Source organism: Mesorhizobium sp. C372A, from assembly GCF_030323245.1.
Taxonomy (GTDB): domain Bacteria; phylum Pseudomonadota; class Alphaproteobacteria; order Rhizobiales; family Rhizobiaceae; genus Mesorhizobium.
Genome location: NZ_CP100475.1, coordinates 346585 through 371652 on the forward strand (window position 1 = coordinate 346585; position 25068 = coordinate 371652).

Annotated in this window: 14 protein-coding genes and 12 pseudogenes; 12 read left to right on the forward strand and 14 right to left on the reverse strand. The window is 58.6% G+C overall.

The window, feature by feature from the left end; all coding sequences use genetic code 11:
- Positions 1-185 precede the first annotated feature (185 nt).
- Both NLY42_RS01535 and NLY42_RS01540 read left to right on the forward strand, forming a co-directional pair.
- A complete protein-coding gene (locus NLY42_RS01535; RefSeq protein WP_023756092.1) occupies positions 186-1784 on the forward strand; it encodes an ABC transporter substrate-binding protein in 1599 nt (532 codons plus the stop codon).
- Between the two features lie 394 nt (positions 1785-2178).
- Entirely contained in the window at positions 2179-2388 is a 210-nt protein-coding gene (locus tag NLY42_RS01540; protein WP_023756091.1) for a hypothetical protein, read from the forward strand.
- A gap of 41 nt (positions 2389-2429) precedes the next feature.
- Here the strand turns inward: NLY42_RS01540 and NLY42_RS01545 are convergent, their stop codons facing one another.
- Positions 2430-2696, reverse strand: coding sequence for a hypothetical protein (locus NLY42_RS01545; protein ID WP_023756090.1), 267 nt, complete (start codon positions 2694-2696; stop codon positions 2430-2432).
- Here NLY42_RS01545 and NLY42_RS01550 point away from each other — a divergent pair.
- Positions 2695-3195: a hypothetical protein gene (locus NLY42_RS01550; protein ID WP_023756637.1), complete on the forward strand. Its 501-nt coding sequence runs from the start codon at positions 2695-2697 to the stop codon at positions 3193-3195. The two genes, NLY42_RS01545 and NLY42_RS01550, sit on opposite strands and share 2 nt — an antisense overlap.
- 382 nt (positions 3196-3577) lie before the next feature.
- On the opposite strand, the pseudogene NLY42_RS01555 reads toward NLY42_RS01550, so the two are convergent.
- Positions 3578-3927 (reverse strand): annotated as a pseudogene (locus tag NLY42_RS01555) (IS5 family transposase); the annotation flags it as partial.
- A gap of 194 nt (positions 3928-4121) precedes the next feature.
- Here NLY42_RS01555 and NLY42_RS01560 point away from each other — a divergent pair.
- A pseudogene (locus NLY42_RS01560) lies at positions 4122-4269 on the forward strand (IS110 family transposase); the annotation flags it as partial.
- 117 nt (positions 4270-4386) lie between these two features.
- Here the strand turns inward: NLY42_RS01560 and NLY42_RS01565 are convergent.
- Together NLY42_RS01565 and NLY42_RS01570 are read right to left on the reverse strand one after the other, a co-directional pair.
- Positions 4387-4527 (reverse strand): hypothetical protein, encoded by a 141-nt coding sequence (locus tag NLY42_RS01565; RefSeq protein ID WP_245263599.1) that lies wholly within the window; start codon positions 4525-4527, stop codon positions 4387-4389.
- A gap of 59 nt (positions 4528-4586) precedes the next feature.
- Complete coding sequence (locus NLY42_RS01570) at positions 4587-5009, reverse strand: nuclear transport factor 2 family protein (RefSeq protein ID WP_023756034.1); 423 nt, start codon at positions 5007-5009, stop codon at positions 4587-4589.
- Between the two features lie 1562 nt (positions 5010-6571).
- Between NLY42_RS01570 and NLY42_RS01575 the strand changes: the two genes are divergently transcribed.
- From NLY42_RS01575 to NLY42_RS01585, 3 genes and pseudogenes are all read left to right on the forward strand, one after another.
- Positions 6572-7333, forward strand: coding sequence for a class I SAM-dependent methyltransferase (locus tag NLY42_RS01575; protein WP_023756036.1), 762 nt, complete (start codon positions 6572-6574; stop codon positions 7331-7333).
- A gap of 721 nt (positions 7334-8054) precedes the next feature.
- The gene (locus NLY42_RS01580) at positions 8055-9254 is read left to right on the forward strand and encodes an IS256 family transposase (protein WP_286489030.1); all 1200 of its coding nucleotides are present in this window, start codon (positions 8055-8057) and stop codon (positions 9252-9254) included.
- 494 nt (positions 9255-9748) lie between these two features.
- A pseudogene (locus NLY42_RS01585) lies at positions 9749-10330 on the forward strand (IS21 family transposase); the annotation flags it as partial.
- Here the strand turns inward: NLY42_RS01585 and NLY42_RS01590 are convergent.
- The 4 genes and pseudogenes from NLY42_RS01590 to NLY42_RS01605 form a co-directional block, all read right to left on the reverse strand.
- Positions 10317-11059: pseudogene (locus tag NLY42_RS01590) on the reverse strand (DDE-type integrase/transposase/recombinase); the annotation flags it as partial. The pseudogenes NLY42_RS01585 and NLY42_RS01590 sit on opposite strands and share 14 nt — an antisense overlap.
- A gap of 100 nt (positions 11060-11159) precedes the next feature.
- A pseudogene (locus tag NLY42_RS01595) lies at positions 11160-11372 on the reverse strand (IS630 family transposase); the annotation flags it as partial.
- A gap of 32 nt (positions 11373-11404) precedes the next feature.
- Entirely contained in the window at positions 11405-11716 is a 312-nt protein-coding gene (locus tag NLY42_RS01600) for a hypothetical protein (protein WP_023756006.1), read from the reverse strand.
- A 217-nt stretch (positions 11717-11933) separates the two neighbouring features.
- Positions 11934-13892: an oxidoreductase gene (locus NLY42_RS01605; RefSeq protein ID WP_023756007.1), complete on the reverse strand. Its 1959-nt coding sequence runs from the start codon at positions 13890-13892 to the stop codon at positions 11934-11936.
- A gap of 546 nt (positions 13893-14438) precedes the next feature.
- Between NLY42_RS01605 and NLY42_RS01610 the strand changes: the two genes are divergently transcribed.
- The 3 genes and pseudogenes from NLY42_RS01610 to istB form a co-directional block, all read left to right on the forward strand.
- Positions 14439-14831: a helix-turn-helix domain-containing protein gene (locus NLY42_RS01610; RefSeq protein ID WP_084779902.1), complete on the forward strand. Its 393-nt coding sequence runs from the start codon at positions 14439-14441 to the stop codon at positions 14829-14831.
- Positions 14737-15015: pseudogene (locus NLY42_RS31735) on the forward strand (IS630 family transposase); the annotation flags it as partial. The gene NLY42_RS01610 and the pseudogene NLY42_RS31735, both read left to right, overlap by 95 nt.
- 39 nt (positions 15016-15054) lie before the next feature.
- Positions 15055-15689 (forward strand): annotated as a pseudogene (gene istB / locus NLY42_RS01615) (IS21-like element helper ATPase IstB); the annotation flags it as partial.
- 547 nt (positions 15690-16236) lie between these two features.
- Here istB and NLY42_RS01620 read toward each other — a convergent pair.
- Together NLY42_RS01620 and NLY42_RS01625 are read right to left on the reverse strand one after the other, a co-directional pair.
- Positions 16237-17703 carry a M81 family metallopeptidase gene (locus NLY42_RS01620; protein WP_031244958.1) on the reverse strand — a complete coding sequence of 489 codons (1467 nt, stop codon included), beginning with the start codon at positions 17701-17703 and terminating at the stop codon, positions 16237-16239.
- Positions 17704-17990: 287 nt separating this feature from the next.
- Positions 17991-18338, reverse strand: a pseudogene (locus NLY42_RS01625) (IS21 family transposase); the annotation flags it as partial.
- A 1368-nt stretch (positions 18339-19706) separates the two neighbouring features.
- Here NLY42_RS01625 and NLY42_RS01630 point away from each other — a divergent pair.
- Positions 19707-20879: a M20 aminoacylase family protein gene (locus tag NLY42_RS01630; RefSeq protein ID WP_023756011.1), complete on the forward strand. Its 1173-nt coding sequence runs from the start codon at positions 19707-19709 to the stop codon at positions 20877-20879.
- 70 nt (positions 20880-20949) lie between these two features.
- On the opposite strand, the pseudogene NLY42_RS01635 reads toward NLY42_RS01630, so the two are convergent.
- Positions 20950-21069 (reverse strand): annotated as a pseudogene (locus tag NLY42_RS01635) (glycine C-acetyltransferase); the annotation flags it as partial.
- Between the two features lie 1049 nt (positions 21070-22118).
- Here NLY42_RS01635 and NLY42_RS31940 point away from each other — a divergent pair.
- Positions 22119-22211, forward strand: a pseudogene (locus NLY42_RS31940) (IS3 family transposase); the annotation flags it as partial.
- 400 nt (positions 22212-22611) lie between these two features.
- Here the strand turns inward: NLY42_RS31940 and NLY42_RS01645 are convergent.
- The 3 genes and pseudogenes from NLY42_RS01645 to NLY42_RS01655 all read right to left on the reverse strand — a co-directional run.
- A pseudogene (locus NLY42_RS01645) lies at positions 22612-22999 on the reverse strand (transposase family protein); the annotation flags it as partial.
- A gap of 57 nt (positions 23000-23056) precedes the next feature.
- A pseudogene (locus tag NLY42_RS01650) lies at positions 23057-23535 on the reverse strand (transposase); the annotation flags it as partial.
- A 129-nt stretch (positions 23536-23664) separates the two neighbouring features.
- The gene (locus NLY42_RS01655; RefSeq protein WP_031244955.1) at positions 23665-25065 is read right to left on the reverse strand and encodes a CapA family protein; all 1401 of its coding nucleotides are present in this window, start codon (positions 25063-25065) and stop codon (positions 23665-23667) included.
- Between the last annotated feature and the right edge of the window lie 3 nt (positions 25066-25068).

Below are 25068 nucleotides of genomic sequence, written 5' to 3' on the forward strand. Positions count from 1 at the left end.
TTTCAGCAGCCGACGCTATTTGGCGCAAACTGTCCCGCCCAAAGTGCTACCTGTTTCAAGATCGCTTCGTAGAGGATATCGGGAGAGAAAAAGGCGTCTCCTCTTCGGGATCGAATTGCCTACTCATAATGTCAACGCTAGGTGCGGATTAACCGCGCCGATGGCTCAAAAGGGAGGAACTGGACATGGCGCTTTCTCGACGCGAACTCATTAAAGCGGGACTGGCCGCCGGAACGGCTCTATCGATCCCGTCTGTCTTGCGGGCGCAGACGGCACCAGCCGACGCGCGGACGGTGCGGATGGTGATGGGCAGTGATCTGAGCGTGTTCGATCCGATCTTTTCGACGGCTTCCATCACCGGCAATCATGGTTACGCCATTTACGACACGCTGTTTTCGCCCGATTCAAAGCTTGTGCCTCAGCCGCAAATGGTGGGGAAGTGGGGCGTTTCCGACGACAAGAAGACCTACACATTCGAACTCCGCGATGGCTTGGGCTGGCACGATGGTACCCCAGTCACCGCAGCGGACTGTGTCGCCTCAATCCGTCGCTGGGGCCAAGCTTTTGGAAACCTGCTCCTGGAGCGGGCCAACGATATCTCGAAGAAGGATGACAAAACCTTCACGATTGCGCTCAAAGAGCCGCTGGGAATCTTGTTCGACCTGATGGGGGGAATCTCGGCGGTACCGGTGTTCGTCATGCGTGAGAAGGATGCGGATCGCCCCCCGACAGAACAGGTGACCGCAAATGTAGGATCGGGGGCGTTTAAGTTCAATCATGCTCTTGCCAAGCCGGGCGCTAACTTCACCTACGATCGCAACGAGAAATATGTTCCGCGCAGCGAAGTCCCCGATGGATTCGCCGGTGGGAAGGTCGTCAACGTCGACCGTGTCATCTGGGATAATATCGCCGATCAGCAGACTGCCTTAGCAGCCTTGCAGGGCGGTGAAGTTGATTTCCTCGCAACGCCTTCCGCCGATCTTTATCCCATGATCGAGAGCGATCCTAACCTTGCACTTCAGATTCTGAACAAGTCGGGAGACAACATGTTCTTCCGGATGAATTGCCTGCAGAAGCCGTTCGACAACGTGAAGGCGCGTCAAGCAATGCTTCACCTGATCGATCAGGAGGCGTTCCTCGGTGTCATTTCCCCCGATCCAAAGTACGGCCATACAGTTACTTCGATGTTTGGAACCAATACACTTTACTCGAACGACGAGAACACCGGATGGTATAAGAAGGGCGGAGATCCGGAAAAGGCCAAGCAGCTCTTCCAGGAAGCCGGATATGCTGGTGAGAAGATTGTCATTCTACAGCCGTCGACCTGGCTGCAGGTCAGCGACGCGGCGCAGCTTTTGGCGGCAACGCTTCGCAAGATCGGGGTGAATGCTGAGCTTGCGCCGAGCGACTGGGGCGGAGTTGTCGCACGCCGGTCGAACAAGGGCCCGGTCGAGAACGGCGGCTGGAGCATTTTCATTACGAACGACGCGGATGTTGCCTTCGGCGATCCGATCGCCGCACCTTACCTAATCGCGAATGGCGATAAGGGCTGGTACGGATGGTTCAAAAGCGACGAATATGAGGCTCTTCGGGCCAAATGGCCGGATATCGGAACGCTTGAAGAGCGCCAGACCCTGGCCCGCGAAATGCAGAGGGCTTGGTGGGACTCCGTCGGATTCGTTTATATTGGTCAAACTATTGGACCAATCGCGCGCCGCAAGACGCTTGCTGGGCTCATCGAAATGCCGGTGTGGACCGCGATGTGGAACATGCAGAAGACCTAAGCAGGGGCCGCTACAACCTCCCTGTTACGCCACCTCCCAAGGCGTAGCGGCCCGGCAGCGAGCTCTGGCTCCTGTCGGGCCTACTTCCGTGTGCACCTCGGGAGACCTACCGGCGTCTGAGCAAACGCTCCGAGATGAACGCACAAGAAAATCGGTGACTCGGCCTTGAAAGGCGAGTCTGCCAGCGACGCCCGTTCCGAATCCGGAGTGGCCTTTGTGCCGTCAGCGAGGAGATGAATTTGATCCTGCCATGTGCCCACCCTGTCGCCTGGGGAAAATGCCAGTCAACGCGCGACAGACGCGAAGCAAAGGCTCGCAGGAAAAGGTAGTGTTGCAAATTCGCTGAGAGGGGGCGGTCATGGCAGGCTGGTGATTCCCGCGAAGGAACGCCACCATGACCAAGACTGAAGTTAAGACCGCCAGCGCTGCCGTCAAAGACATTTTGCTTTCGAACCCGGATGGATTGCACGAAGTGCTCCGTGCGGTGATGCAGGAGGTGCTTGAGGCCGAGGATGCCGGGAAGGATGGGACCCATCTTTTTGACGGCGTTAACAGCCCTGGGGGGGGGCGCCGGTCCACATCCATCCCGCTTCGTCGCAAGTGACGTTGGCCGCCCTCGCGTCGAACTCTTTCGTCAGGCCTTGGTCATGGCGCCCCCTCCGGCAGCAGGCCCTGGGTCAGCTTGCGCGCCAAGGCGACGATCATGGTGCGGCGGATGCGTCCTTTGCCGGTGCCGACGCGCTCGTGAAACCAGCGCGCGAGACCGCTATCGGGCTGATGGCGCAGCCACAGCCAGGCGAGTTCAATGGCGGTTCGTCGCGCTCGCGGATTGCCCGATCTCTGGATGCCTTGGTCGCGGCTGACCGCGCCGCTGCTCCAAGGGCTGGAGACCGAGATAACCGGCGATCTCATGCCGGTTCTGGAAATCGCGGAAGAACACCTCGTTCGTCATTACGCTTGCGATAGTCAGGCCGATGCCACGCAGATGACTCAGTTGGGCGATCCCGGGAGCTGTGGTCTCGGCGGCCTGACGCTGCTCAGCCTCGACCTCCATGATCATCTCGATTACTTGCCACAAGCGGCGGCACTCGCGCTTGATCTCGTTTTTCGGGCAGGGCGGCAGATCCCGCCCGTCAGCCGTGCGCAGCGTCTCGAGCTGCTCACGCCAGTCCCGTCTGGCTGGCTTGAAGTCGCGGATGCCTTGGGTCATCAAAAGCCCCTTGATGCGGCTCGAATGCTGGCCGCGTTCGTTGACGAGCCGAGCCCGTTCCCGGCTGCGACGGCGATCGTTCTCCTGCTCGAGGCTCGGCACTCGCACAACCCGGCAGACCCTCGGCTCGCCACGTTCCATCGCCATCAGCGTGCGCAGCAGCGCCGCCGCATCGAGGCGGTCCGCCTTGGCGCGGCGTGACCGGCGGTCGACGGATGCTGGCCGCGTCCAGAACCTGATTGTCGATGCCGCGGTCGCGCAGGAAACGATGCAGCCAGAAACCGTCGTAGCCGGCCTCGTAGCACGACATTACCCGAACCGAACGCTTCAAGGCGGCCTGCGCCTGTTCGCGCCGGTGTTCGATGAGAGCCATAAGCCCTTCGTGTCACCTCCTTGCAGGCGATGCAGGCTGATCTTGTCGACCGCCGGCGAGTGGCTACAAGCCAGGTCGACTTGCTCAATTCCAGCGCCATGAAAATTGTGGCAGTCTTCTCGTTAACGGGCGGCAGAGCAACGGATGAGAGATTCATGACACGTCTCCAGGGTTAGGATGTCGGACCCCGAAACCTTACCTGAGTTCCGCCGCCCGTCCCCTCATGGGATCTTTTCCGGTCGCTGCCTGCTGGTGGGCGCGAACGATGGTACTGTCGAGCATCAGGTATTTGTTGTCGCGGTCAGCGGTCAGCTCAGCGTGTCGAACACGCGTTCCCAAACGCCGGCATGGCACCACCCGCTGAAACGCCGATGAGCTGTCTTCCACTTGCCATAGCGTTCGGGCAAGTCGCGCCAGTGCGCGCCCGATCGCAGAACCCACAAACAGCCGTTCACGAACAATCGGTTGTCCGAGCCAGTGCGGCCCGGATCACGCGCCTTGCCACGCAGTAGCGGCGCGATCCGCAACCATTGCGCCTCATCCAACTCGTACCGCTTGATCCCCATCGTTCGCTCCGTGCCTCAACACGGAAAATGAATCAGACATCAGCTGATTTGGGGAATCCTGAATGTCGATCCGCCCTAGATTTCCGACATCTTTGGGGTCGGAACAAGAGCTGTTCGAAATCGACGGGATCGCTCCCGCTCCGCCGGTGCTAGGTTGGCATCGCTGAGGATGGACAAACAGGGAGCGAATGGTAGAGATTTCCATCGTTGGCATCGACCTCGCGAAGTCGGTGTTTCACGTTGTCCGGCGCCAAGCTGCGCCGCCAGCAGATGTTGAAGTTTTTCGAGCAGCTACCACCCTGCCTGATCGGAATGGAAGCGTGCGGCACTGCCCACTCTGCGCGACGCCACGCTAAAAACGCTCTGCATAATCGTCAGGTGGCCATAATGCGAAGGAACGAGCGCAGATCGGCCGGTGGTCGGCGTTCCCGCCCAAAATTCCTTCGCATCATTTCAGAGCGTATCGAGCCAGGCGACAAGCTTGCATCCCGCTTCCATGATGGCCGATGACTTGCGGTCGTCGGAACGTCGACCAGTTCTTCGCCTTGTTTCCAGATTGGCTTTCGCGTAGTGGTTGGTGGTGTCGAGGCTCACGTGGCCTTAGCCAACGGCGGATGATCGTGACGTCGATGAGAGGTAGCGCTCCGCCGTTCTTAGGCCTTTTTGCAGGTAAACGAGCACTTCTCCGGCGCTTCCCCAACGACGTGCCAATGCTGCCATTCGAGCACATCCGAGCAACGATCCCCGCTAAAAGTGAGCAAGAAGATTCCGTTTCCTTCGCGCCGCTCCGAGGTGCCTCGCCGCGTCGTCTCTGCTTTCCAGTTTATGAGGACGCGGTCGGGTGATGGCTGGCAAAGGATGTGGAGAACGATATGGTTGTCCTGCTGACGCTCGGCAAGCGCTTGCCAAAAGGCGTGAAGGTCTTTTCCTGGAACAGGCTCCATAAATGGAGTCTCGCGATACTCGCAGTCCGGCGTGAAGAGGGTCACAATCAAATCTGCGTCTTGCGTCTCCCAGGCTTGCTTGTAGCGCGCAACCCAAGACTGCAGCTGCTCCTTCGACATCACATCGCTCATTTTGCTGTCTCCAACTCGATTGATTCCACAAATCAGAGGCGAGACGCTATAGGTTTCAGTAGCAACCGTTCGCGCAGACGCATTACGGGAGATTCCCGCCATCTCTCAGAGGAATGCCAAAAGATAGCCGAAGCGGTCGCACAATCGAGGCAAATTGCGCCCATTCTTGAAACAAGAGCCGCAAAGGAGCCGCAATTTGAAATGTTTGGGATCTTCTAAGGGCCAGGAAGATAACGGCATCGTAATGTGCCAAGGTGATGTGGCTAGGCCACAGAACAGAACGGACGGCGAATGAAGGATACGTTGGATCAGAGTGGATCTGGCAAAAAAATGTTTTCGTGCGACCTGCAAGTCGCGTGAGTTTCTGTTTCACAGAAGGAGATATTGGCCGGCGTATCCGACAAACAGATGCAATGCACTATACAGCTCAACCTAAGATCGCCCGTCAGTCCCGATGTGCGTCACCGGAAGCTGACGACATTCAACTGAACGCCTTTTTGTGCTCGACATTTCAGCAGCCGACTCACTTTGGCGCAAACCTGTCTTGTCTGAGTGCCATATTTCCTGAACGAGAATACTCTCCTTGAGACCAAACGGGGGTCTCTGCAGCGACGGTTGAAGCGCAGAAGCGTCCGTTACGAACGTTCGATGTAGGAGGTCCCTGCTCTGAACGGGACGTCGCTTCCCGAAAGGGGATGGAAAATGTGGAATTTTTTCAACATGGACGGTGGGCGATGAAGATTGCTCTTGGACCGCTACCCGTCACATTAGTGGAGAATATATGGTACGCTCGGCGGCCGCCCGAAGGACGACGCTGGCGTCCGATATGATGCGTCCGTCATCAAACCCAGTTGTGATCTTCTTGCGTCCGACTGTTGGAAAAAACGCAACGGCAGCAGGCCAACCGTCGACCATGGCGACTGACGAGGGTTTGCCTAAGCACCGGGAACCTTCCCAAATTCAAGCTCCCCGGCAGAGGATTGCCGGCGCAAATGGCCCAGCACAATCGTCTGAAGATCGACGCGGGCGTCAGGTCTACTTCTGTGACCCGCAAAGCCCATGGCAGCGCGGCACCTACTAGAATACGCAGTTTCCTAGAACAGTGCCAAGCTGTTCTATCCGGGGAAGCGTCAAGCGAGCAGATCTGGCAATTCCTAAAAAACGCCAACACACTATCCTTCGGGCCCTTCAGCGACCAACCCGGCTGGCTGATCGAATCGAGCTAAAATTCGCGCGGTGCCTAAGAATCTATCAGGTGGCGCAAACTTCAATGCCATAAGTTTACCAAATTGGAGCTATCCATGAGAATTGCGACGGTCCCTCAAGTCAGCGAGGCGGATACACGTATTGAGCGCCGACGTGTGAGCTCGCGATTTGCCATTCAGGACGGGACGTAGCCCGGAGCGACCCCGGTCTATGACGTGGTGACCTGGAGCTTAAGCGCCTCCGCGCCCGCAAATCTGACCTGCGTTGTCCGCGTCGCAGCAAGAAGGCACCAGGCGGCTGAGCCGAAAGCAGCCAGGTGACAAATCCTCAATTCTAGCCGTCAAGGAGAGCCACCTGTGCAGTACCCCAAGGATTTGACCGATGCCGTGGAGTTCATTTGGGGCGAAGGCATGCTTTCGCCGGGCGGATCGAAGAAGGTCGGCCGAATGCTGGAGGGCATCGACCTTTCCGGCCACCGCGTGCTCGACATCGGTTCTGGCCTAGGCGGCATCGCCGTGCTGCTGGCGGCCAAGTACGGCGCAGCCGCAGTCATTGGCATTGATGTCGAGCCACAGTTGATCAAATCAGCTCGCGACCTAGCAGCTAGGAAGGGGCTCGGCGGGCGTGTCATCTTCCAGTTGGTCATACCGGGAAAGCTCCCGTTTGCGGATGCCACATTCGACCTGGTCTTCTCCAACGACGCGATGCTGCATATCGCCGACAAACCGGCACTCTACCTAGAAGTCCTGCGCGTGCTAAAGCCCGGCGGCTGGTTCATTGCCGCCGATTGGCTCTGGTCCGAGGGCGCCGCCGAGAGCCGCGTCGTTCACGCCTGGCTGCGGGAACAGAAGTTCGCCTTCACGCCGCCCGCGGCCGCCCTTCAGGCGCTCATCGACGCAGGTTTCGCTGAACCGTCTGTTAGCCATCTCCGCAATGAACTGCAGGAGGCCACCCGCCGGGAGGTAGCGATACTCAAGGGGCCGGTAGGTCAGAAGCTTGCGGCCACCCTCGGCACGGAAATGGCCGAGAGCCGTCTCGCCAGTGCGAAGGGCCGTCAGGCGGCGCTAGATTCTGGCGATCTCATCCCTTGCTATATCAAAGCCCGCCGCCCAACCTAGGGCGGCATGGCCCTTCGTCATCTGCTATGTAACGCCCATTGCGGATTCGCCGACGATGCACCTCGGGCTATATTGCCGACGGGAACGATCACCGCCTGTTCCTAGGTCGTCAACATCTTTGTCCAGCCGAAGCCTTTCGATGCGCTTTTGACGCGGTGGCTGACGGCATAGCTACCGTGGCGTGTGAAACGGCCCTTCAATTGCGTGTGGTTGTCAATCCAAAGATTCACTCTGTCATCGCCGGGTCACGGTCCTTTTCCGAAGTCGAATGCCTCATGATGATGTTTGGGTCGGGCGCGTCAACGTGTGCAACGAGGTTCGAAGCCGACTTCAGCCGATTCAACGAGGTCACCACAACACCGTCCCGGCGGGGACATCACGGGTTCCGGAAACGAGCCGGCGATTGGGATCGAGTGCGGATCTGTTACGCCATCTTTTCGCCGCCCCGCTTAAAGCTGGTGCCTTTTCATACCTATCCGCTTTGACAGACGAAGGCCCCACGCCTTCAACGAAGACCATTCTTCGTTCGATTCATGAGTACGCTTGGTACTGCCTGCCCCCCTTCCCCGAAGTAATATTGAAGGCCAGAAAGCTGCGCTGCTCGGTGCGCGATCGCGCGCCGTTAGTAGCGCTGTAGGGAGCGAGCGGCTTTGCGGTGGTCATCGGCGCTTTTCCGGTAGGGTCTGGTTGGGACACCAACCTTTGACCGGAAGGACTACCGATGACCGACGACATGATGAACCTGCGCGCGCTCGTGGAGAAGACACCCGACGCCGATCTGTTGCGTGAGATGATCGGCTTTGCCGCCGAGCGTCTGATGGAGATGGAGGTGGGCGCCGCGACGGGTGCTGCCTATGGCGAGAAGAGCCCACTTCGGACGGCCCAGCGCAACGGCTACCGCGACCGGGACTGGGAGACTCGCGCCGGCACGGTCGAGCTGCGCATCCCGAAGCTGAGGAAGGGCTCCTACTTCCCGGGCTTCCTCGAACCGAGACGCATGGCCGAGAAGGCGCTAACCGCCGTCATCCAGGAAGCTTATGTGCAAGGCATCTCGACCCGGTCGGTTGACGACCTGGTCAAGGCCATGGGTATGAGCGGCATATCCAAGAGCCAGGTCTCGCGGCTGTGCGAGGAGATCGACGGGAAGGTGAAGGCATTCCTCGATCGGCCGATCGAGGGCGATTGGCCATACCTGTGGATCGACGCCACTTACCTGAAGGTCCGCCGCGGTGGGCGGATCGTCTCGGTCGCCGTTATCATCGCCGTCGGCGTCAACGCGGACGGCCGGCGCGAGGTACTGGGCATGGAGATTGGCACCTCGGAGGCCGAGCCGATCTGGACAGAGTTCCTGCGCAAGCTGACACGTCGCGGCCTGCGCGGCGTCAAGCTCGTCGTCTCCGATGCTCACGAAGGCCTCAAGGCGGCCGTCACCAAGGTGCTGTGCGCGACATGGCAGAGGTGCCGCGTCCACTTCATGAGGAACGTGCTGGCCCATGCCGGCAAGAGCGGCCGCAGGGTCGTCTCAGCCTTCATCGCCACCGCTTTCGCCCAGGAAACGCCCGAGGCCGCGTCCGTACAATGGCGCGCCGTCGCCGACCAGATCCGGCCGAAGGTGCCGAAGCTGGCGACAATCATGGACGACGCCGAGCCCGACGTGCTGGCCTACATGACCTTCCCCAAGGAACATCGCGCCAAGCTCCACTCGACGAATCCGATCGAACGTCTCAACGGCGAGATCAAGCGGCGCACCGAGGTCGTCGGAATCTTCCCGAACGACGATGCGATCGTGCGCCTCGTCGGCGCAATCCTGCTTGAACAGAACGATGAATGGGCAGTGCAGCGGGCCAGATATATGACTCTGGAAACGATCAGCCAGATGAGCGATGATCCCCTGATCAGCCTGCCAGCCGTGGCGCGCTGATCAGCCCGGCCCATGCCGGAGAGCACGGCGACTAATGCCGCCAGCTACACCACGCCGCGGGACACGATCCTTTGAAGCACGTAAGGATCAAACCGGCCGTCGCCGGCTGCTCAGTGCGGAATATTTTGAACGTCGGTATAGAGCAGCCTGGTTCCGGCCGGCGAGACGACAGGGCGGGCGTGTTCTGCGGCCAGCGGGGCCGATCGCTGCGGCGCAAATAATTGCCGAGGGCTGCAACAGTGCTCGGATGTAACGCTAACTCGCGGGATTTGCCGGCCTTTCCGTGCGGGATGGTGAGGACGCCACCGACGGCATCGAAGGCGTTGCGTGTTTCAGAAATTCGTGGACACCCATTCCGCTAATTCGCGGACAGCGATTTCAGTCATTACGGGACAGTGATTCCGCTAATTCCCGGACAGTTTTCGGGGGGATATAACGGTCGGTTCTCGGGAGCGCCGTTCTGGCATTTTGCCCTCTCATCATCGGAACGATCAATCCTGCGCCTGACGCATGAGCAGGGCCTCTCGGTGCGTGCGGTCTCGGAACGGCTGAAGATCAGCAAGACTTCGGTTTCGACCTATCTGTTGCGGGCACGTGAGGCTGGCGTCTCGGACTGGCCGCTGCCACCGGGCTGTGACGATGACGCATCGCTTGAGCGGCTTCTGTTTCGCCGGGTTGACCGGCCACCGCAGGATCCGAACGAGCCCGATTGGGCGATGATCTCGCGCGAGCTGAAGCGCAAGGGCGTGACGCTGACGCTGTTTGGCAGGAATACCGCGCGGCGCACCCCGATGGTTATGGCTACACCTGGTTTTGTGACCGGTTCGGCGCTTTCCAGCGCCGGTCGAGCGCCGCCACGAGGCGGGCGCGGTGATGCAGACCGACTATGCAGGCCACACCGTGCCCGTCGTCGATCCCGATACTGGCGTCATCTGCCAGGCTCAGATCTTCGTTGCGGTCCTGGGCGCGTCGTCCTTCACCTTCGCCCATGCCAGCTTCAGCCAGAAACTGCCGACTGGATCGAGGGCCAGTGCCGGGCACTCACCTTCTTGGGCGGAGTAACTAGATGTTTGGTCCCGGCATTTGCTGGAGCGGATTGAGTTTGAAGCGTTCCGGTTGTGAGGCCCACGCCTTGCAGATGAACTCGTAAGGTGACCCTTGAGGGTCTTGAGTCTGCGAGCGAAGTTGTAGGCGGCGAAAAATCGGTGAGATGGGTGCGGAGGTGGTCATGGCTCTCGTAGTAGAAACGCTTGACGGTGGCGTCCTTGATAGTCCGGTTGTCCTCTCGACCTGGCCGTTGGTCCACGGATGCCTGGCCTTGGTCGTGCGGTGCTCGATGTCGTTCCTGGCGCAGGCGTATTCGAAGGCGTGAGCGCGGAAGATCTCGCCATTGGCGATTGCCTCCTTAATCAGCGGCACCGCCGAGCCACCGGCACCGGGGGTGGTGAACTGGATGCCGTTGTCGGTAAGCACGGTGTGGATTTTGTAGGGCACGGCCGCGATCAGCCGGAGCAGGAACTCTTTAGAGACGGCGATGGGGGCCTTCTCGTGCAACTCGACGAAGGCGAACTTCGAGGTGCGGTCGATAGCGACGAACATGTGCAGTTTGCCTTGCTCGGTCCTGACCTCGGCAATGTCGATGTGGAAGTAGCCGATCGGGTAGCTTGAATTTCCTCTTCGCCGGTTTGTCGCCCTCGACATCCGGGAGCCGGCCCGCGTTGCAGGCACCGATGCAATGAAGACCGTGTCAGGTGCGGGATGGTCGCCTGAAGCGCATAGAGGCAGTCGTCGAGCGGCAGCAGCGACTGCGCGATCGACCTGGATACGAAGATGGCGTAGGCATGCGCCGGCCGCCTTGATGATCTCGCGAATGCCGGCTACCTTGTGAGCCGGGAGGTTGTCCATCACGACGACGTCGCCCGGCTGAAGCGTCGGCGCAAGGACGCGGCGCAGGTAGACCAGAAACGCTTCGCCATCCATCGCACCGTCGAGAAGCCAGGGAGCGGCGATCCCGTTGAGACGCAAGCCCGCCATGAAGGTCGTGGACTTCCAATGCCCGTGAGGCACGGCCGCCCGGCAACGTTCGCCGCGCGGCAAGCGACCCCGAAGCCGCGCCATCTTTGTATTGAGGCCACTTTCGTCGATGACGATCAGGCGGCTTGGGTCGAGATCGACCTGTCCGTCGAACGAGTCTTCTCGCGCGGCCAAAACGTCCGGGCGCTGCTGTTCGCCCGCGTGCGCCGTCTTTTCTTATACGTGATGCCGCGCTTTGCGAAGAACTCGTGGACCGTCCTCACGCCGGCTTTGACGCCGCGCTCGGCAAGGCGCTCGGCGATCTCAGCAAGCGTGATGTCCCGCTCGTCGGTCTCCACCAGGGCGAGAATGAACGCCTCGTGCGCATCCAGCTTCGAAAGCTTCGGCTTGCCCTGCCGGCCAGGCTCCGCCTGCCACGCGAACGCCACTCGCGATACCACGCGCCGGACGTCGAAATCCCGATCGAAAACCGCCGCGCCGTTGCCCGGGTCGACAGACCTTCGTTTATCGCCTCGACCACACGCTTTCGCAAATCCACGCCGTAGGCTCGCGCCATGCCGTTGCTCCTTTGCAAATCACTTCGATCAGGGAATCAGAACAAGCCACTCAACGCAAACCCGCGACTCCTAATTTGGCAAAACCGCTCTAAACCGCCAGTCCGGCCATAAGACCCTCGTAGATTGCTTCCTCGGCTGTGCGGGGAGTCTGACAGTCGCCAATCACGTGAACGTCACCGTCAAAATCCGCAAGAATCTCTTCGAGTTCCGTGTTCGATTGGTAACTTCGAGCAAGCACCAGCGTTTCCACGTCCTCCCAAATGATAGGTGTAAGGCTTGCAACATGCTCAAAGGAAACCGCCCGGCCCACGATCCCGGCGAGACGAACATGCGTCACGATATCGACCCCAAGCCGGTGGAGAATTCCCAGCCAATGGTAACGAGTGAACGAATCCAGTTCCTGGCCCGCCATATCACCCGAGACACACAACCGGACCCGATGTCCTTCACGAACCAGCTTTTCGGCCACACCCATACCAACCCAATCGCAACGTTCATCCGCGATCACGACAGACCCACTCACGCCGGCTTCATCCCCTAAGATTTGGGATGCGTCCCATACTGCGATTTCGTCATGATCGATTGTTGAACGATGAGGCAAAGATCCGGTTGCAATGATAACCGCTTCCGCTCCCTCTCGTTGGACCAAATTTAGATCAACCAATGTGCCGGGAACGAGTTTTACACCTGCCTCCTGTGCTTCACGAACGAGGTTCGGCACCATAACTCCGAATTCGCCTCTGCCTGGAATGAGCGCCGCTAATCGAGCCTGACCACCGAAGTGTTTTTCCTGCTCGAAAAGAGTCACGTGATGACCTCGTTCTGCCGCGACCGCGGCTGCCTTCAATCCCGCCGGTCCACCGCCGGCTACTAGGATCCGTCTCGGATGTCTTATGCCGGAGCGTGGTCCCAAAGCCAATTCACGACCGGTTTCCGGGTGCAGAATGCAGGAGACGGGCGCACCTAGTCCCTCATGCCCGATACAAGCCTGGTTGCAGCCGATGCAATCTCGGATACGTTCCGCCTGTCCGCTCTTGGCCTTGTTGGGAAGCTCTGGATCGGCGATCAGCGCACGAGTCATACCGCACAAATCGATTTGCCCATCTGCTAGCAGGCGCTCGGCGACCTCGGGCCGCGTTATTCGCCCTGCAACAAGAACTGGACACCCCGTAGCGGCGCGCAAAATCTCCGCCCCCGAGACCACGGCTTCACTGGACACGCCCATAGGTGGAACTATGTGACTGGAACCTGCGTATGTACCAAGCGAGCCTGTAACGACGTTAAAATAATCCACGAAGGGACCGAGCGCCTTGCAGGCCTCCTGTATTTCCTTAGATGACGGCCCCACTTCATCCATTGGCTCGATCGATACCCGGAGCCCCAGCGGTACGGTATCGCCGATCCGACGACGAACCTCATGAACGATCTCGGCTATAAATCGAAGACGGTTTGCAAAGGCGCCACCGTAGAGGTCCCTGCGTCGATTGATCTCGGTGCTTAGAAACTGGGCGGGCAAATTGCCGTTGCGCGCATTGATTTCGATTCCGTCCAGTCCGGCGGCCATCATGCGCAAAGCTGCCTCGCCAAACGCCGCAATCACTTCCTGAATTAGGGATAGCGACATCGCCCGTGCGGGGATCCGGGTTCTTTCATTGGCTCCCTGAGAAGGGCCCACTGGCACGAGCCTTCTTCCTTCGACGCGCCCACGCATCGACGCACCCGGGTGATAGAGCTGACCGAACACCTTCGCTCCGTTTGCGTGGATTTCTTCGGCAACGCGGCGGAAACCTGGTATGACTTCGTCGCTATGGCAGGTTAAGAAGGAGTCACTGTAAACTGCGGAAGGATGAACGGAGGCAGCTTCAAGAATTATTAGTCCGACGCCACCGCGAGCCAGTGCCGCGTAGTAAGCTGCGGTCGCTTCCGTCAGTAAGCCGTGATCCAGTAGATAGGTGCCGTGCGAGGTGGATACGATCCGATTGCGAATCTCAAGATCTCGGAGGCGCAGCGACGAAAAGAGTCGCGGAAAATGGCGGTTTTCGGTCATTCTGGCTTCTCAGCTAAAAAAATCCAATGGGCGGGTCTAAGATCTCTCCCAAGTGAAGGTGCGGCTATTAAAGGGTGCCATGATGTGCCAGTGTTGCCACTCGCGAACGTCTGAACATTTATAGCTGCGATCGAGCGGGAACTGGCTCGACGAACAGTGTGTCGCAATATTCACAATCTCGCGTGAAAAGTTGAACAAAGGCACATCTGGATCCTGCGTTTTCAGGCCCGCCTTCAAGCTTTAAGCCGTTCTGACAGTCGTCGAGTGCCCATGATCTGTCTCCATTAATAGGGTTGAGCGGCGGTTGGTGCACGTTTGGGCAGATGTGCGTTCACGGTAAATTTGGCGGGCGCTAGTTTTGCATCTGAATCACGGGAAGGACGAAACAAGACTGACATAATTCGATCCAACTGCCACAAACCGATCAAAGTGGTGCGGATTGCCTCTCGATCTCTGTTACTCCGGCTAAAGCGTGTCGCGATTTAAGAGATTCAGGATTCCCATAGATTTGAGTTCGTGATTCATTGCGGTTGAAAGGAGACCGCGATGGGCAAGCCGCTACCGCTTGAGTTGCGTCGGCGTGTTGTTGCGTATGTCGATGAGGGCCATGGTCACCGCGAGGCAGCGCGCCACTTCCGCGTTTCGCCTCGCTTTGTGAACAATCTGATCAAGCTGCGCAGGCAGACCGGTTCGCTCGAAGCGCGCCAGCAGGGCCATGTGGGCGGCGGCAAGCTTGAACGGCATGCCGAGTTCGTCCGCTTGCGGTTGGCCGAGACCGGCGAATTGACGCTGGATGAGCTTTGCCTCGAGCTGGAGGGGCGTGGTGTAAGCGTGCACCGCTCCAATGTCGGGCGACTGCTCAATCGCCTTGGGCTCAGTCATAAAAAAAACTCTACTGGCCAGCGAGCAGCGGCGAGCCGACGTGCGCCAGGCGCGTGAGCTGTGGACCGGGCGGCGAAAGCGCTTCTTCAACAAGGCTTTGGCGCGGCTGATCTTCATCGATGAGACGTCGACCAACACCAAGCTGACCAAACGCACCGGCTGGGCGCCGAAGGGCGAGCGCTTCAGGACACATGCGCCATTCGGCAAATGGCAAACGCAGACCTTCATCGCCGGGCTACGATGCCACGGTCTTGTCGCGCCGTGGATCGTCAACGCGCCGATGAATGCCGCCATCTTCGCAAGCGCCGCCGTCGTCATCATGCTCAGAAGCCTGAAGATGCAGGGCATGGCGCAGGCCGTTGCCGAACTCACCGAACAGAGAGCTCCCGCGTTCGAGGCCGCCGTTCCGATCCTGTCGCAACTGCTGAAGGCCGAAATGGCCGAGCGGGAGGTCAGGTCTGTGGCCTATCAGCTCAAGGCTGCCCGCTTTCCCGTCTATCGCGATCTGGCCGGCGACTTTGCCAGCAGTCAGGTCAACGTGGCCCTCGTGCGGCAGCTCCATCGCTGTGGGTTCATGGGCCAGGCCAACAACGTCGTGCTCGTCGGCGGCCCCGGAACAGGCAAGACCCACATCGCCACCGCGCTCGGCGTGCAGGCGATCGAGCACCTCGCGAACGTATCCGCTTCTTCTCAACCGTCGAACTCGTCAACGCGCTCGAGCAGGAGAAAGCCCAGGGAAAGGCCGGCCAGATCGCCAACCGGCTCGCCCATTCCGATCTGGTCATCCTCGATGAACTCGGATACCTGCCGTTCAGTCCCTCAGGCGGTGCGCTGCTGTTCCATCTCCTGAGCACGCTCTACGAACGCACCAGCGTCATCATCACCACCAATCTGAGCTTCAGCGAATGGGCAACCGACGCTCGGCCTTGGCAAGCAGGAGACCGCCGCCAGGCTGCATCGATCACACCGACCGTGGATGCCAATATGCGTCCGAGACCTACCGAAGAGCACTCGAAACGGCCGGCCTGTGCGGCTCAATGAGTGCGACCGGCAATCCCACCACAATGCGCAGGCCGAGAGCGCCAGAGGAATTTGAAATCCAACTTGCCCGGAAGGCGGCTTAGTTTGGCGGCATCGCCTGATCCAGCCGGGTGGGGTTCACTCCAAGCCGGGTCAGCTCTTAGCGGAAATCAACATCCTCACTGCTCGGCCAAGCAGCTTGTAAAGAGGCTCCCCACCACCTTGCCACGCAGATCCCACAATACAATTTCGGCCAGAAGCCGTTACAACCGCATTGTCACCGGTGTTTTGAACGACTTGCCACGAGCGCATAAGTCACGAACTCGCAACCAGCGATGTCGAGCCGATCACGGGCAACGAGTCGTCACCCGGTTCGGTGGCGGTATGTCGCGGTGATGCCGACATCAGTCCGGTTCGGTAGAGCGGTTATGCCAAAGGCTCTTCAAAGGAGTAGATGGGGCGTGGCTTCATCGTCTAGGGGCCAAATCGGTCGATTGACATTCTTATATTCGTGTTTTCGGCCCAGCAGCCCATCGCTGTTCAAGAAGAGAACCTTCTTAGCGATCGGTCCGTAATCTACCATAAATGCCAAGCTCGACTTTACCACTAGAATTTTCTTAGAAAGTGGATCAATTCCCACGTTACTAAAAAGTTCTAGTCCTAGAGCCTGCGTCCGCTCGCTGGTGAGCACAACTTCCACGCCGCCAATTTGCACCGCAGCGCAGTCACCAAGCGCGGTTCGCGTAGCGCCACTGAACTGCCAGCAATCTCGCTTAAGTCCTACTACGGAGACGGTCGCATCGATCGGCATACCCGAGACGGGGCCGATTTTGCCCCCCATGCGCAACGGAAGCTTTGCTCCTTCACCGGCCTTGAAGCAGATGCGCACCGCGACAGGGTCCCAAAGCGGGCCTAATGCGACGTTCTCGATTTGGTGCTCAATGAGGTACCGAAGAATGGTTGTGTTATCCGAAGTGGCCCCTCCACCGGCGTTGTCCCTACTATCCGCAATCACCACCGGCGCGCCATCGAATTGAAGGGCGGCGTTAATGCCGTCAGGGATAGCATAGGGCCGAAACGCGGAAGTTGGTTCGTCACGCATTGACACCAACTCCAGCCCCAGCTTTGTGGCAAGTGCGCCCCCCTTCTCTTTATCCTTATCTGTAATGACAAGAATGCGCGTCCCCACCTCGGGTACGTCCGATGGGGGGAAACCGTGGCCGATCGAAATAGAGAGGACACCGTCTTTGCCCTCGGTCGCCTTTATGCGATCGACCAAATCTCGCATCCTTGGCATGTTAGTGGCGTACCAATGCATCTGCCGACAATCATACAGTGACATTACCGGCTTCACTTGACCTCGAATCGTCTTCAGGACCAAATCGAGCAATTCCTCGGCGGCTTCGATCTGGTCAGTGTGAGGATATTCCTTATACAGAATTATGATGTCGGCGATCTTCACCCGTTTTACCGTCAAATGACAATGCGGGTCGAGATGAACACCAATAATGCATTTAGGGCCGACAATGGCGCGCACGTGCTCCAAAAGGTCTCCTTCGGCATCATCATAGCCATACGCCACCATGGCGCCGTGCATGCCCAAAAGTACGCCATCTAGAGGCAGCGCCGCCTTGAGTTGGTCTAGGATCTCGTCACGCATGAATTCGTAATCGCGCCGATTGGTTGGGCCAGCAGCCTCGGCGAAGAAACAGCTACCCTCGATCAAAGTGAACCCATCTTTAACCGCTCTGCGCCGCGCCACCCAGAGCGGTTCTGTGCACCAGACTGGCGCCTCTTCGGGGTGCTCGCCCGGACGGAAGAATGCGCCAGCTTTGAAGTCATCGATCCCCGTGGGCATCGGGGAGAAGCTATGGGTTTCAGTACCAAGCGTTGCCGCAAATAGACGCATCAAGGCCTCCGACATCTCTCTGAGTGGAATGCAAAGAGCATAGACTAAGCGGTCGCATGATTGCGCCAAGTCACGCCCATTCCTGAAATGAGCACCGCAAAAGGCGGCCCAGTTTTGAAAGTCAGTGCATTCTTCTGCCCCAATCCAGGTGACCGCTTTGCCTATTGCAACGCCTCTGGCAGCGCCGCGACACGGCCGATCCACCCGGCCGTTAGTAGTAGCGAGCACAAATGCCCGCTTGCACTTACACGCACCGCTATTTTCGCCGCCAGTTCCTTCTTCCCCCGGGGGCCAGCCTTGACCAGGCGATGAAGCAGGCTGAGGGATGTGCGTCTTGTTGAGGACGCCGGCTTCCAGCGCCATCTGGACGGCAGACAGCAGCCTGCTCATCCCGCTGGAGGACTAGCGCCAAGATATCGACTATCTCGCGATCACCACCGGCTTCTTGATCAGGTCCCGCTGCAGGCTTCGGGAGGCATCGGAACGCTCTATGAACGGCGCGCGTTGCGCAGGGCACCGGGCTTGCGTTGCACCACGGCCAGATAGTGCCGCCAGTCGTCTATAGTCTGGCCGGGCCGATCATGGGAGCGGTCGGTTACGCAGGGATGCTCCCAAACGGCACGGCGCTCGGTAGCAGGTGAGGACGAAACGCCACGCGGCGAGGATGCCGGATCCCAAACCGTCATCGAAAGGATCATCGTCAGGAGCGGCAGGAAAATAGTCGTTCTAGCCGCTGCGAGATGACCTCGAGAACCGATCGTTCATCCGGATCCACGCCGCACGCCGATGAGGCCGGCCTGCGTCTTGCCGCGCGAGATTGGCGTGACACATTGAGCTAACAGAACCGCGGGGACATAGTTCCAACATATTTGCCGCATCTTGCGCGCAAGTGCATTGTGTTCTTCGAGCGTGTCGAGATCCGCCCATTTGCTTCGAAGAGCCTCATGGTCGTCGTCCTGCGGCCAACCAACCCAACCTTTTTCCGCCATTCATGGGCAGGGTGCTGCCGGTGATAACGCTGCCGAGGATCGCTTCAGGTTCGGTCGTTGTGAAGATGTTCCAGCCGCCGTCCTCGATGGGCCGCTTGTTCGGCCACCCGTCAGTGAGTGGGAATCAGACATCGCCCTTGGGTTGGGCAGCGCGGACCAGTTCCTCAAGACCCAATTCTTGAACGATAGTAGATGATGTGAGGATGGAGTGCGGTTTGTAACAACTTACCTTCCTATGCCTGCTCAAACTCTCGCATGAAACAAAACGTCTTCCGGCCCAATTCGGCTCATCCACGGTGCTGAAGCCCGCAATGTCGAGCGGTTCGTTCGCATCGCCCCAGTGACGAGGCAGGTACGCTGAAGCGCGGCACCTGGTGGTGGCTCGACCCGCTGGTACGGTAGTTGGCTTTAAGAAGCACATGATCTATTCGGTCGTTGAAACGATCCAACAGCGGCTCGAACGGAAGTCTACTACCGGTATGAGCGTGGCCGCGGAGCCTGGCAGACGGCCGTGGAGGGACGGACAGACATGACCGCTGCTACCAAGCCATGGCGAGGCCGTTCGACAGGCGCAAGCCCAGCCCCCCATCCGCCGCGAAGCCGATCGCCATCTGGCTTCGCCGCGCCAGACCGTGCCCTGAGCTTTCGGTTGGACCGTCTATGAACTTCTCAGTACCGTCTCATGAACCTCTTAATGAAGATCCCGCAGGGGCATTATGGGTCGGCGAATCGAAGGAACAGGTCCCAAGTGCGTCTCAGAAACTGACTACACTTCAAACCGCGCCGCATTCTGCGATCCACATTTCACCAATCGACTCCGTTTGGCACAAACCCCTCTCCGTCATGCATCATTCTTTTAGACGAAATCTGATTCTTGTGAATGAAGTAAAGAATTGAAGTTCGATCGCTATGCCCCGCTCAAAAGGAATTCCCATTGTCCAGCCAGCAATATGCGACGCGGCTGGGGAAGAACATCGGAACGGCTCGGCGGGATCGCTAAATAGGATTATACGAATGAGAAGCGTTGAAGTTTTTGGCGGTGATCTGCAGCGCGAGGTGACCGAGTGGCGCCGCTACTTGCATGAAAATCCAGAACTCGACTTTCGGGAACACAATACAGCGAAGTTCGTGGCTGAGAAACTGGCATCATTCGGCATCAATCATATCGAAACGGGGATAGCCGAGACCGGCATCGTCGCATTGATTCAGGGCGAAGGCGGAGACGGACCGACGATCGGGCTGAGAGCGGACATGGATGCCTTGCCAATCGTTGAGGCGTCAAACAAGCCCTGGTCGTCCAAAAACGCGGGCGTAATGCATGCATGCGGCCATGACGGTCACACGGCCATGTTGTTGGGCGCGGCGAAATACCTCGCGAGTATGCGCAAGTTCAAGGGCTCCGTTGCCTTGATCTTTCAACCTGCTGAAGAGCCAGAATTCCCAACGGGAGGCTTTAAGATGGTCCAGGAAGGAATCATGGACCGGTTCGACATCTCCCAGGTATTCGGCATGCATAACTCTCCAGGCTTGGAAATCGGCAAATTCGCTATTTGCCATGGCTCTATGATGGGATCGCAAGACGACTTCGATATTGTCGTGAAAGGCATGGGTGGCCATGCGGCTTCCCCACATCGAACCGTAGACCCCGTAGTCATCGCAGCACAGATCATCATTGGCCTGCAAAGTTTGGTCTCGCGTAAGACCGATCCTCGGGAGTCGCTGGTGATCTCCGTCACCAAGTTGCGGGCCGCACAGGCCTACAACGTTATTCCCGATCAGGTTGAGATCGCTGGCACCGTCAGGACTCTCTCATCCGGCCTGCGGGACTTCGCCGAGCAAGAGATTCTGGCAGCCGCCCAGGGCATCGCCCGCGCGTTCGGCGCAGATGTCGAGTTCAGGTACCTTCGATCTGTTCCAGCAGTCTTCAATGACAAGGCCGGGACCGATCTGGCGATCCAGGCGGCACGCAGTTTCGTCGGGTCATCATCGGTTAATGATAGGATTAACCCAAGCATGGGAGCGGAGGATTTCTCCTACATGCTTGAGGCGCGGCCGGGCGCCTACATCCTTCTTGGCAATGGGCTGACCGCTAACGTACACCATCCGGCATATGACTTCAACGACGACGCGCTGCCTTATGGGATCGGCTATTGGGTGAACTTGGTAGAGACCGTGCTGGATGCCTGAAGTGGAGTTGGTGAGGTTCGCTGGATCACGAGTTGGATAGCTTTTCGACATCTGGCTCCGGGCTGCACACGGAGCCGGCGAGACCGAAATAATCGTTGGCGCAAAAATTCAGGACCTTGCTACCATCCGCGAGTTTGATCTCGGACTTGTAGAGCCCCAGGAACTTCAACCCCGCCAGTTCGTCCGACAACTAGGCCGTGGGAGCATGACCCTAGAGATGCTCTGCAGTCATTGTAAGCGGTGGTGGAGCGGGCGGGATGTTTTTTTCGCGCGGATTATGGAAGGGCTGGCACCGGCTGCCGACAACAAGACAATCATGACCGACCCAGCTTTATCTGAGAGCCCACCGCACGGCGTCGAGACGAACATCGGGCCATCTAACCATTCCGCGCCAACAAAAATAATGCTGCAAGAATCCGCGAGGGTGCTTGGCACTGAAATCGGCGGTTTGGACACGCCGATCAGCATTGAACCCGTTACGGGTATGTCGTGGCGAGAATGCCTCGACGCGGCCAATCTGCAGCACGTTATTTATCTGCGCATACTTCACGGACAGCGGAATGCAGGACATGCAAGCTGGCTGCGTTTTCGTCGAGCGCGGCACCGACGACTGGAGTGCACCCCTCGACTGAGACAAATAGATATCGGACAGTTTCTGGATTGCAGGGATTGGAAATGGTTGGAAGAGAACCGAGATCTAGCGAAGAAGAGAAACTCTCCATACTCCTAAGGATGCAAAATGGGGAGAACATTAGCCGGCTGGCTGATGAACTGGGTATTCGTCGCCAACGCCTGTAAGCGTGGCGTCAGCAGTTGCGGGTGTGTGGCAATCTAACGCCGAGCCGAGACGGGCGTCCAAAGAAGCGGCCTTCCGAGGCACCACCAGATCGGCAAGCCTTGGCGGCAGGTTTTGCACTGCCGGCTGAACAGCGTCGTGCCGATGGGTTGACAAAAGCGCGTCGCCGCATTGGCGAACTTGAACGCAATATTGGGCAGCAACAGGTTAATTTTTTTCAAGAAGCCTTGCTGTATGTCAGGGCAGTCAACAGCAGAAAGACGCACCTCGCGGTGCAGCGTCTTCGAAGTCATTCAAAAATGACAGCCCATGTGCCGCAAGGCTCTCCAGGAATTGAACAGATGTGCCGTCTCGCCGGTGTCAGCAGGGCTGGATACTACCGGCAGTGGCGGCAATCGGCGCCGCGTCAGGAAGAAACTGGTCTGCGAGATGTTATTCAAAGGCTGGCCTTGGCCAACCGGCACTATGGCTATCGCCGGATCGGCGCCCTTCTTGGCCGCGAGGGTTGGCAGGTAAACCACAAACGTGTGTTGCGGTGCCGAACCTTGCCAGAGGCATGGAACTGACAGGCGTCAACCAGCTTTGGGTCACCGACATCACGTATTTGCACCTTGCCGAGCATGAGCCTATCTGGCGGTTGTGCTCGATGCATTCAGTCGCAAGGTCATCGGATGGGCGCTCGAACTCCACTTGCGGGCCAGCCTTGCTGTCGATGCCCGAAAATGGCGATCTCCGCACGTGTTCCGGTTCCCGGCAGTTTGATCCATCATTCGGACAGAGGAGTTCAAAACGCTTGCACCAGCTATTCTGATATCCTCCATGGGCATGGGATCCAGCCGAGCATCAGCCGGTGGGGAACCCTTATGACAACGAACGCGCGGACAGCTTCATGAAAACCTTGAAGCGAAGTCGCAGGGGCCTATCGCGATGCACCAGATGCGCGGCGACTTTCTTCTTGGGTTGCTTGTCGCCTTCGACCTCAGGCAGCCTCGAATGCCGTGACGCTGCAGGCAGCGATGCAATGACGAGCGCGTCAGGTTCGGGATGGTCGCCTGCAAGGAATAAAGGCAGTCATCGAGCGGTAGCAGCGTATGTTTGCGGAAGGCGACCATGACGGCCTCTTCCTCGATCGACAGCACCGTCGATTTTGGGTCCTTGGGACCAGTTGGCAGATCGGCGACCGAAGTCCGCCCCTTCCACTTGCAACCGTCTTCGGGTCGATCCCGTAGCGCTTGGAGAGCTTCCTCAGGCTCTCTTGACTATTTTGTATTGCTCGATGGATTGCCTCTGTCGTCGTGGCGCGCCCGTGCAGTACCTGGCCCATAGTTCATCCTTCCATTCCAAGGAAAACAATGCACCATTTAAACTTGGGGATGATAGAACTAGGTCGTATTTCGCCCTCCCTCCAAGCGGTTCGCAAGCTTGAGACGAACTGATCGAGCGCCGCTCGGACACCACGGAATCTGATGTGGGCATCGATCGGCTGAGGCTGCAAGGCGCTGTTGTGCGGCTCGCATGTCGCTCAGCGGTCTGACAGGATCCAGCTGCGCAGCCGACTGCGCCAGCTTCGCGCGAACGGACGCCGGTGTCTGCGGACTTTCCGTCAAACGCTGCCAGGGCGTTGCCGGAAGGTGATAGCGTTTGCGCACACTGGCGCCGTCACGCTCCTGTTCCGCCAGCTTGAACGAGGGCTGGAAGAAGTTCACGAACAGCCGAACGGTCGAATAGAGCTGTGCAAGGGCAGCAGCGGCTTCAAGCCCCTCCAACCGACGATACCCTACAATGCGCCGCACCACGGCGGCTGTTCGTCTGTTCGACGAACGCCTGATCGTTTTTGCGGTAAGCACCGCAGCGGGTGAATTTGCGGCGGGAAACGATGGGGCTTGTAGCTGACGGTCGCGGTGTTCATGCCATCAGTCTATGCCGCAAATCCCTGAACGCGAGTTAAGTTGATAACGCCGGCCGCACCTGAGATATCACCACATGCGCTCATTGCGCCAAGGTGGACGGCAGTCGGATCAATCCAACCCCGTTCTCGATCTCAATTTTGGTGCCAAAAGGCGTCGAGAGCTTCTGTAGGCGCTCCAGAATAGTTATTGCTTGCGGGCCGGGTGCGAGCCGCGGTACACCCCGGTTCGCAAATCTGTTTACGCGGCGGAGCTCGATCGGGTGGAGCCGCAATTCAGCGAGTTGGTTCTGCTCAAAGCGGCTAAGGGCCACCACGCTCTCATAGAAGATCGTATCAGATTGAGACCCTACTAACCCTTCCGCAGTCGGATAGCCTTTTGCCACCTCGTCGACCGTGACTTCGACGTCCGTATCGACCCTCGGATCCTTGCCGTATACCTCGTACATGTCATCGCCTACTGGCGTCCGGAGGTCCTGACAGAAGAAATTACCCAAACTATAAAAGATAGGCCGACCTTTGTAGATCTCGATGCCTCGCAGCTGATGAGGCCCATGCACGACGTATGCGTCCGCCCCGGCATCGATAAGCCTTCGGGCAAACGCCTGTTCGTAGTCAGGCGGTTCTCGGCTCCATACTCCGGGCTCGTGCTCATGATTCGTGGCGATGCAGAAGTCGGAGATCTGTTTGCCCCGACGAACGTTACGCAGGATATTGGCGATGTCGCGCGAGTTGGGCTCGAAGCTGTAACTGGCTTTGTTGCCAGCTTTGTACGTCACCCCGCCCAGGACTACGCGGCTTGGATCTTTTCCAGCGGGGTTGTAGCCCGGTAGCACTTCGCGGATTTGTCTCAAGCTCTCGAGCATCTCCGGCGGAACAACGATGCTCTTCTCCAAACGAAGGGCGTTGAGCCCTGGTCGGCCTGGCGCCTCGCCAGCGGGATCGCACGCACGAGCCATCGGCACGAACGTCGTAGCAAATGACACCAACGCTACCCGTCCGCGCGGAGTCTCCAGGAAGCGCGCGGCTCCAGCTTGTGCGAGGTTTTCGCCTGCGCCTGCATGGATGATGCCGTTTTCATTGAGCGCCCGGCTCGTCTCGCGCATGCCTTCAAGGCCCCAGTCGAGCGTATGGTTATTCGCGCGACTGACCATATTGAAGCCCATGGCGCTTAAGTCAGGTGCTAGCTGCGGGTCGCTGATGCAATACGCTCCACCGTACTCAGCCTGTGGGCATCCCTTAGATTGAACATCCAAGATGTTGGTTTCCAAGTTCCCGAAACTGACATCGGCCCCATGGAAGATCCTGAGAACATCGACTAAGCCAGGATAATGGCCCTTCGTCACTGGCCGCGCAAAGAGAAGGTCCCCAACTGCTGCCATTGTGAAACCGTCTTCAACGTTGGTCGCGATCGAACCGACCGTATCATAGCCAGCATTCTGTTGGATCGGGCGGCTTCCATTCTCGTGTGAATCTCTCTCCATATG

Coding starts and splice junctions, on each gene's coding strand:
- NLY42_RS01535 (WP_023756092.1), top strand. CDS start 186: ATGGCGCTTTCTCGACGCGAACTCATTAAAGCGGGACTGGCCGCCGGA.
- NLY42_RS01540 (WP_023756091.1), top strand. CDS start 2,179: ATGACCAAGACTGAAGTTAAGACCGCCAGCGCTGCCGTCAAAGACATT.
- NLY42_RS01550 (WP_023756637.1), top strand. CDS start 2,695: ATGCCGGTTCTGGAAATCGCGGAAGAACACCTCGTTCGTCATTACGCT.
- NLY42_RS01545 (WP_023756090.1), bottom strand. CDS start 2,696: ATGAGATCGCCGGTTATCTCGGTCTCCAGCCCTTGGAGCAGCGGCGCG.
- NLY42_RS01570 (WP_023756034.1), bottom strand. CDS start 5,009: ATGAGCGATGTGATGTCGAAGGAGCAGCTGCAGTCTTGGGTTGCGCGC.
- NLY42_RS01580 (WP_286489030.1), top strand. CDS start 8,055: ATGACCGACGACATGATGAACCTGCGCGCGCTCGTGGAGAAGACACCC.
- NLY42_RS01605 (WP_023756007.1), bottom strand. CDS start 13,892: ATGACCGAAAACCGCCATTTTCCGCGACTCTTTTCGTCGCTGCGCCTC.
- NLY42_RS01610 (WP_084779902.1), top strand. CDS start 14,439: ATGGGCAAGCCGCTACCGCTTGAGTTGCGTCGGCGTGTTGTTGCGTAT.
- NLY42_RS01620 (WP_031244958.1), bottom strand. CDS start 17,703: ATGCGTCTATTTGCGGCAACGCTTGGTACTGAAACCCATAGCTTCTCC.
- NLY42_RS01630 (WP_023756011.1), top strand. CDS start 19,707: ATGAGAAGCGTTGAAGTTTTTGGCGGTGATCTGCAGCGCGAGGTGACC.
- NLY42_RS01655 (WP_031244955.1), bottom strand. CDS start 25,065: ATGGAGAGAGATTCACACGAGAATGGAAGCCGCCCGATCCAACAGAAT.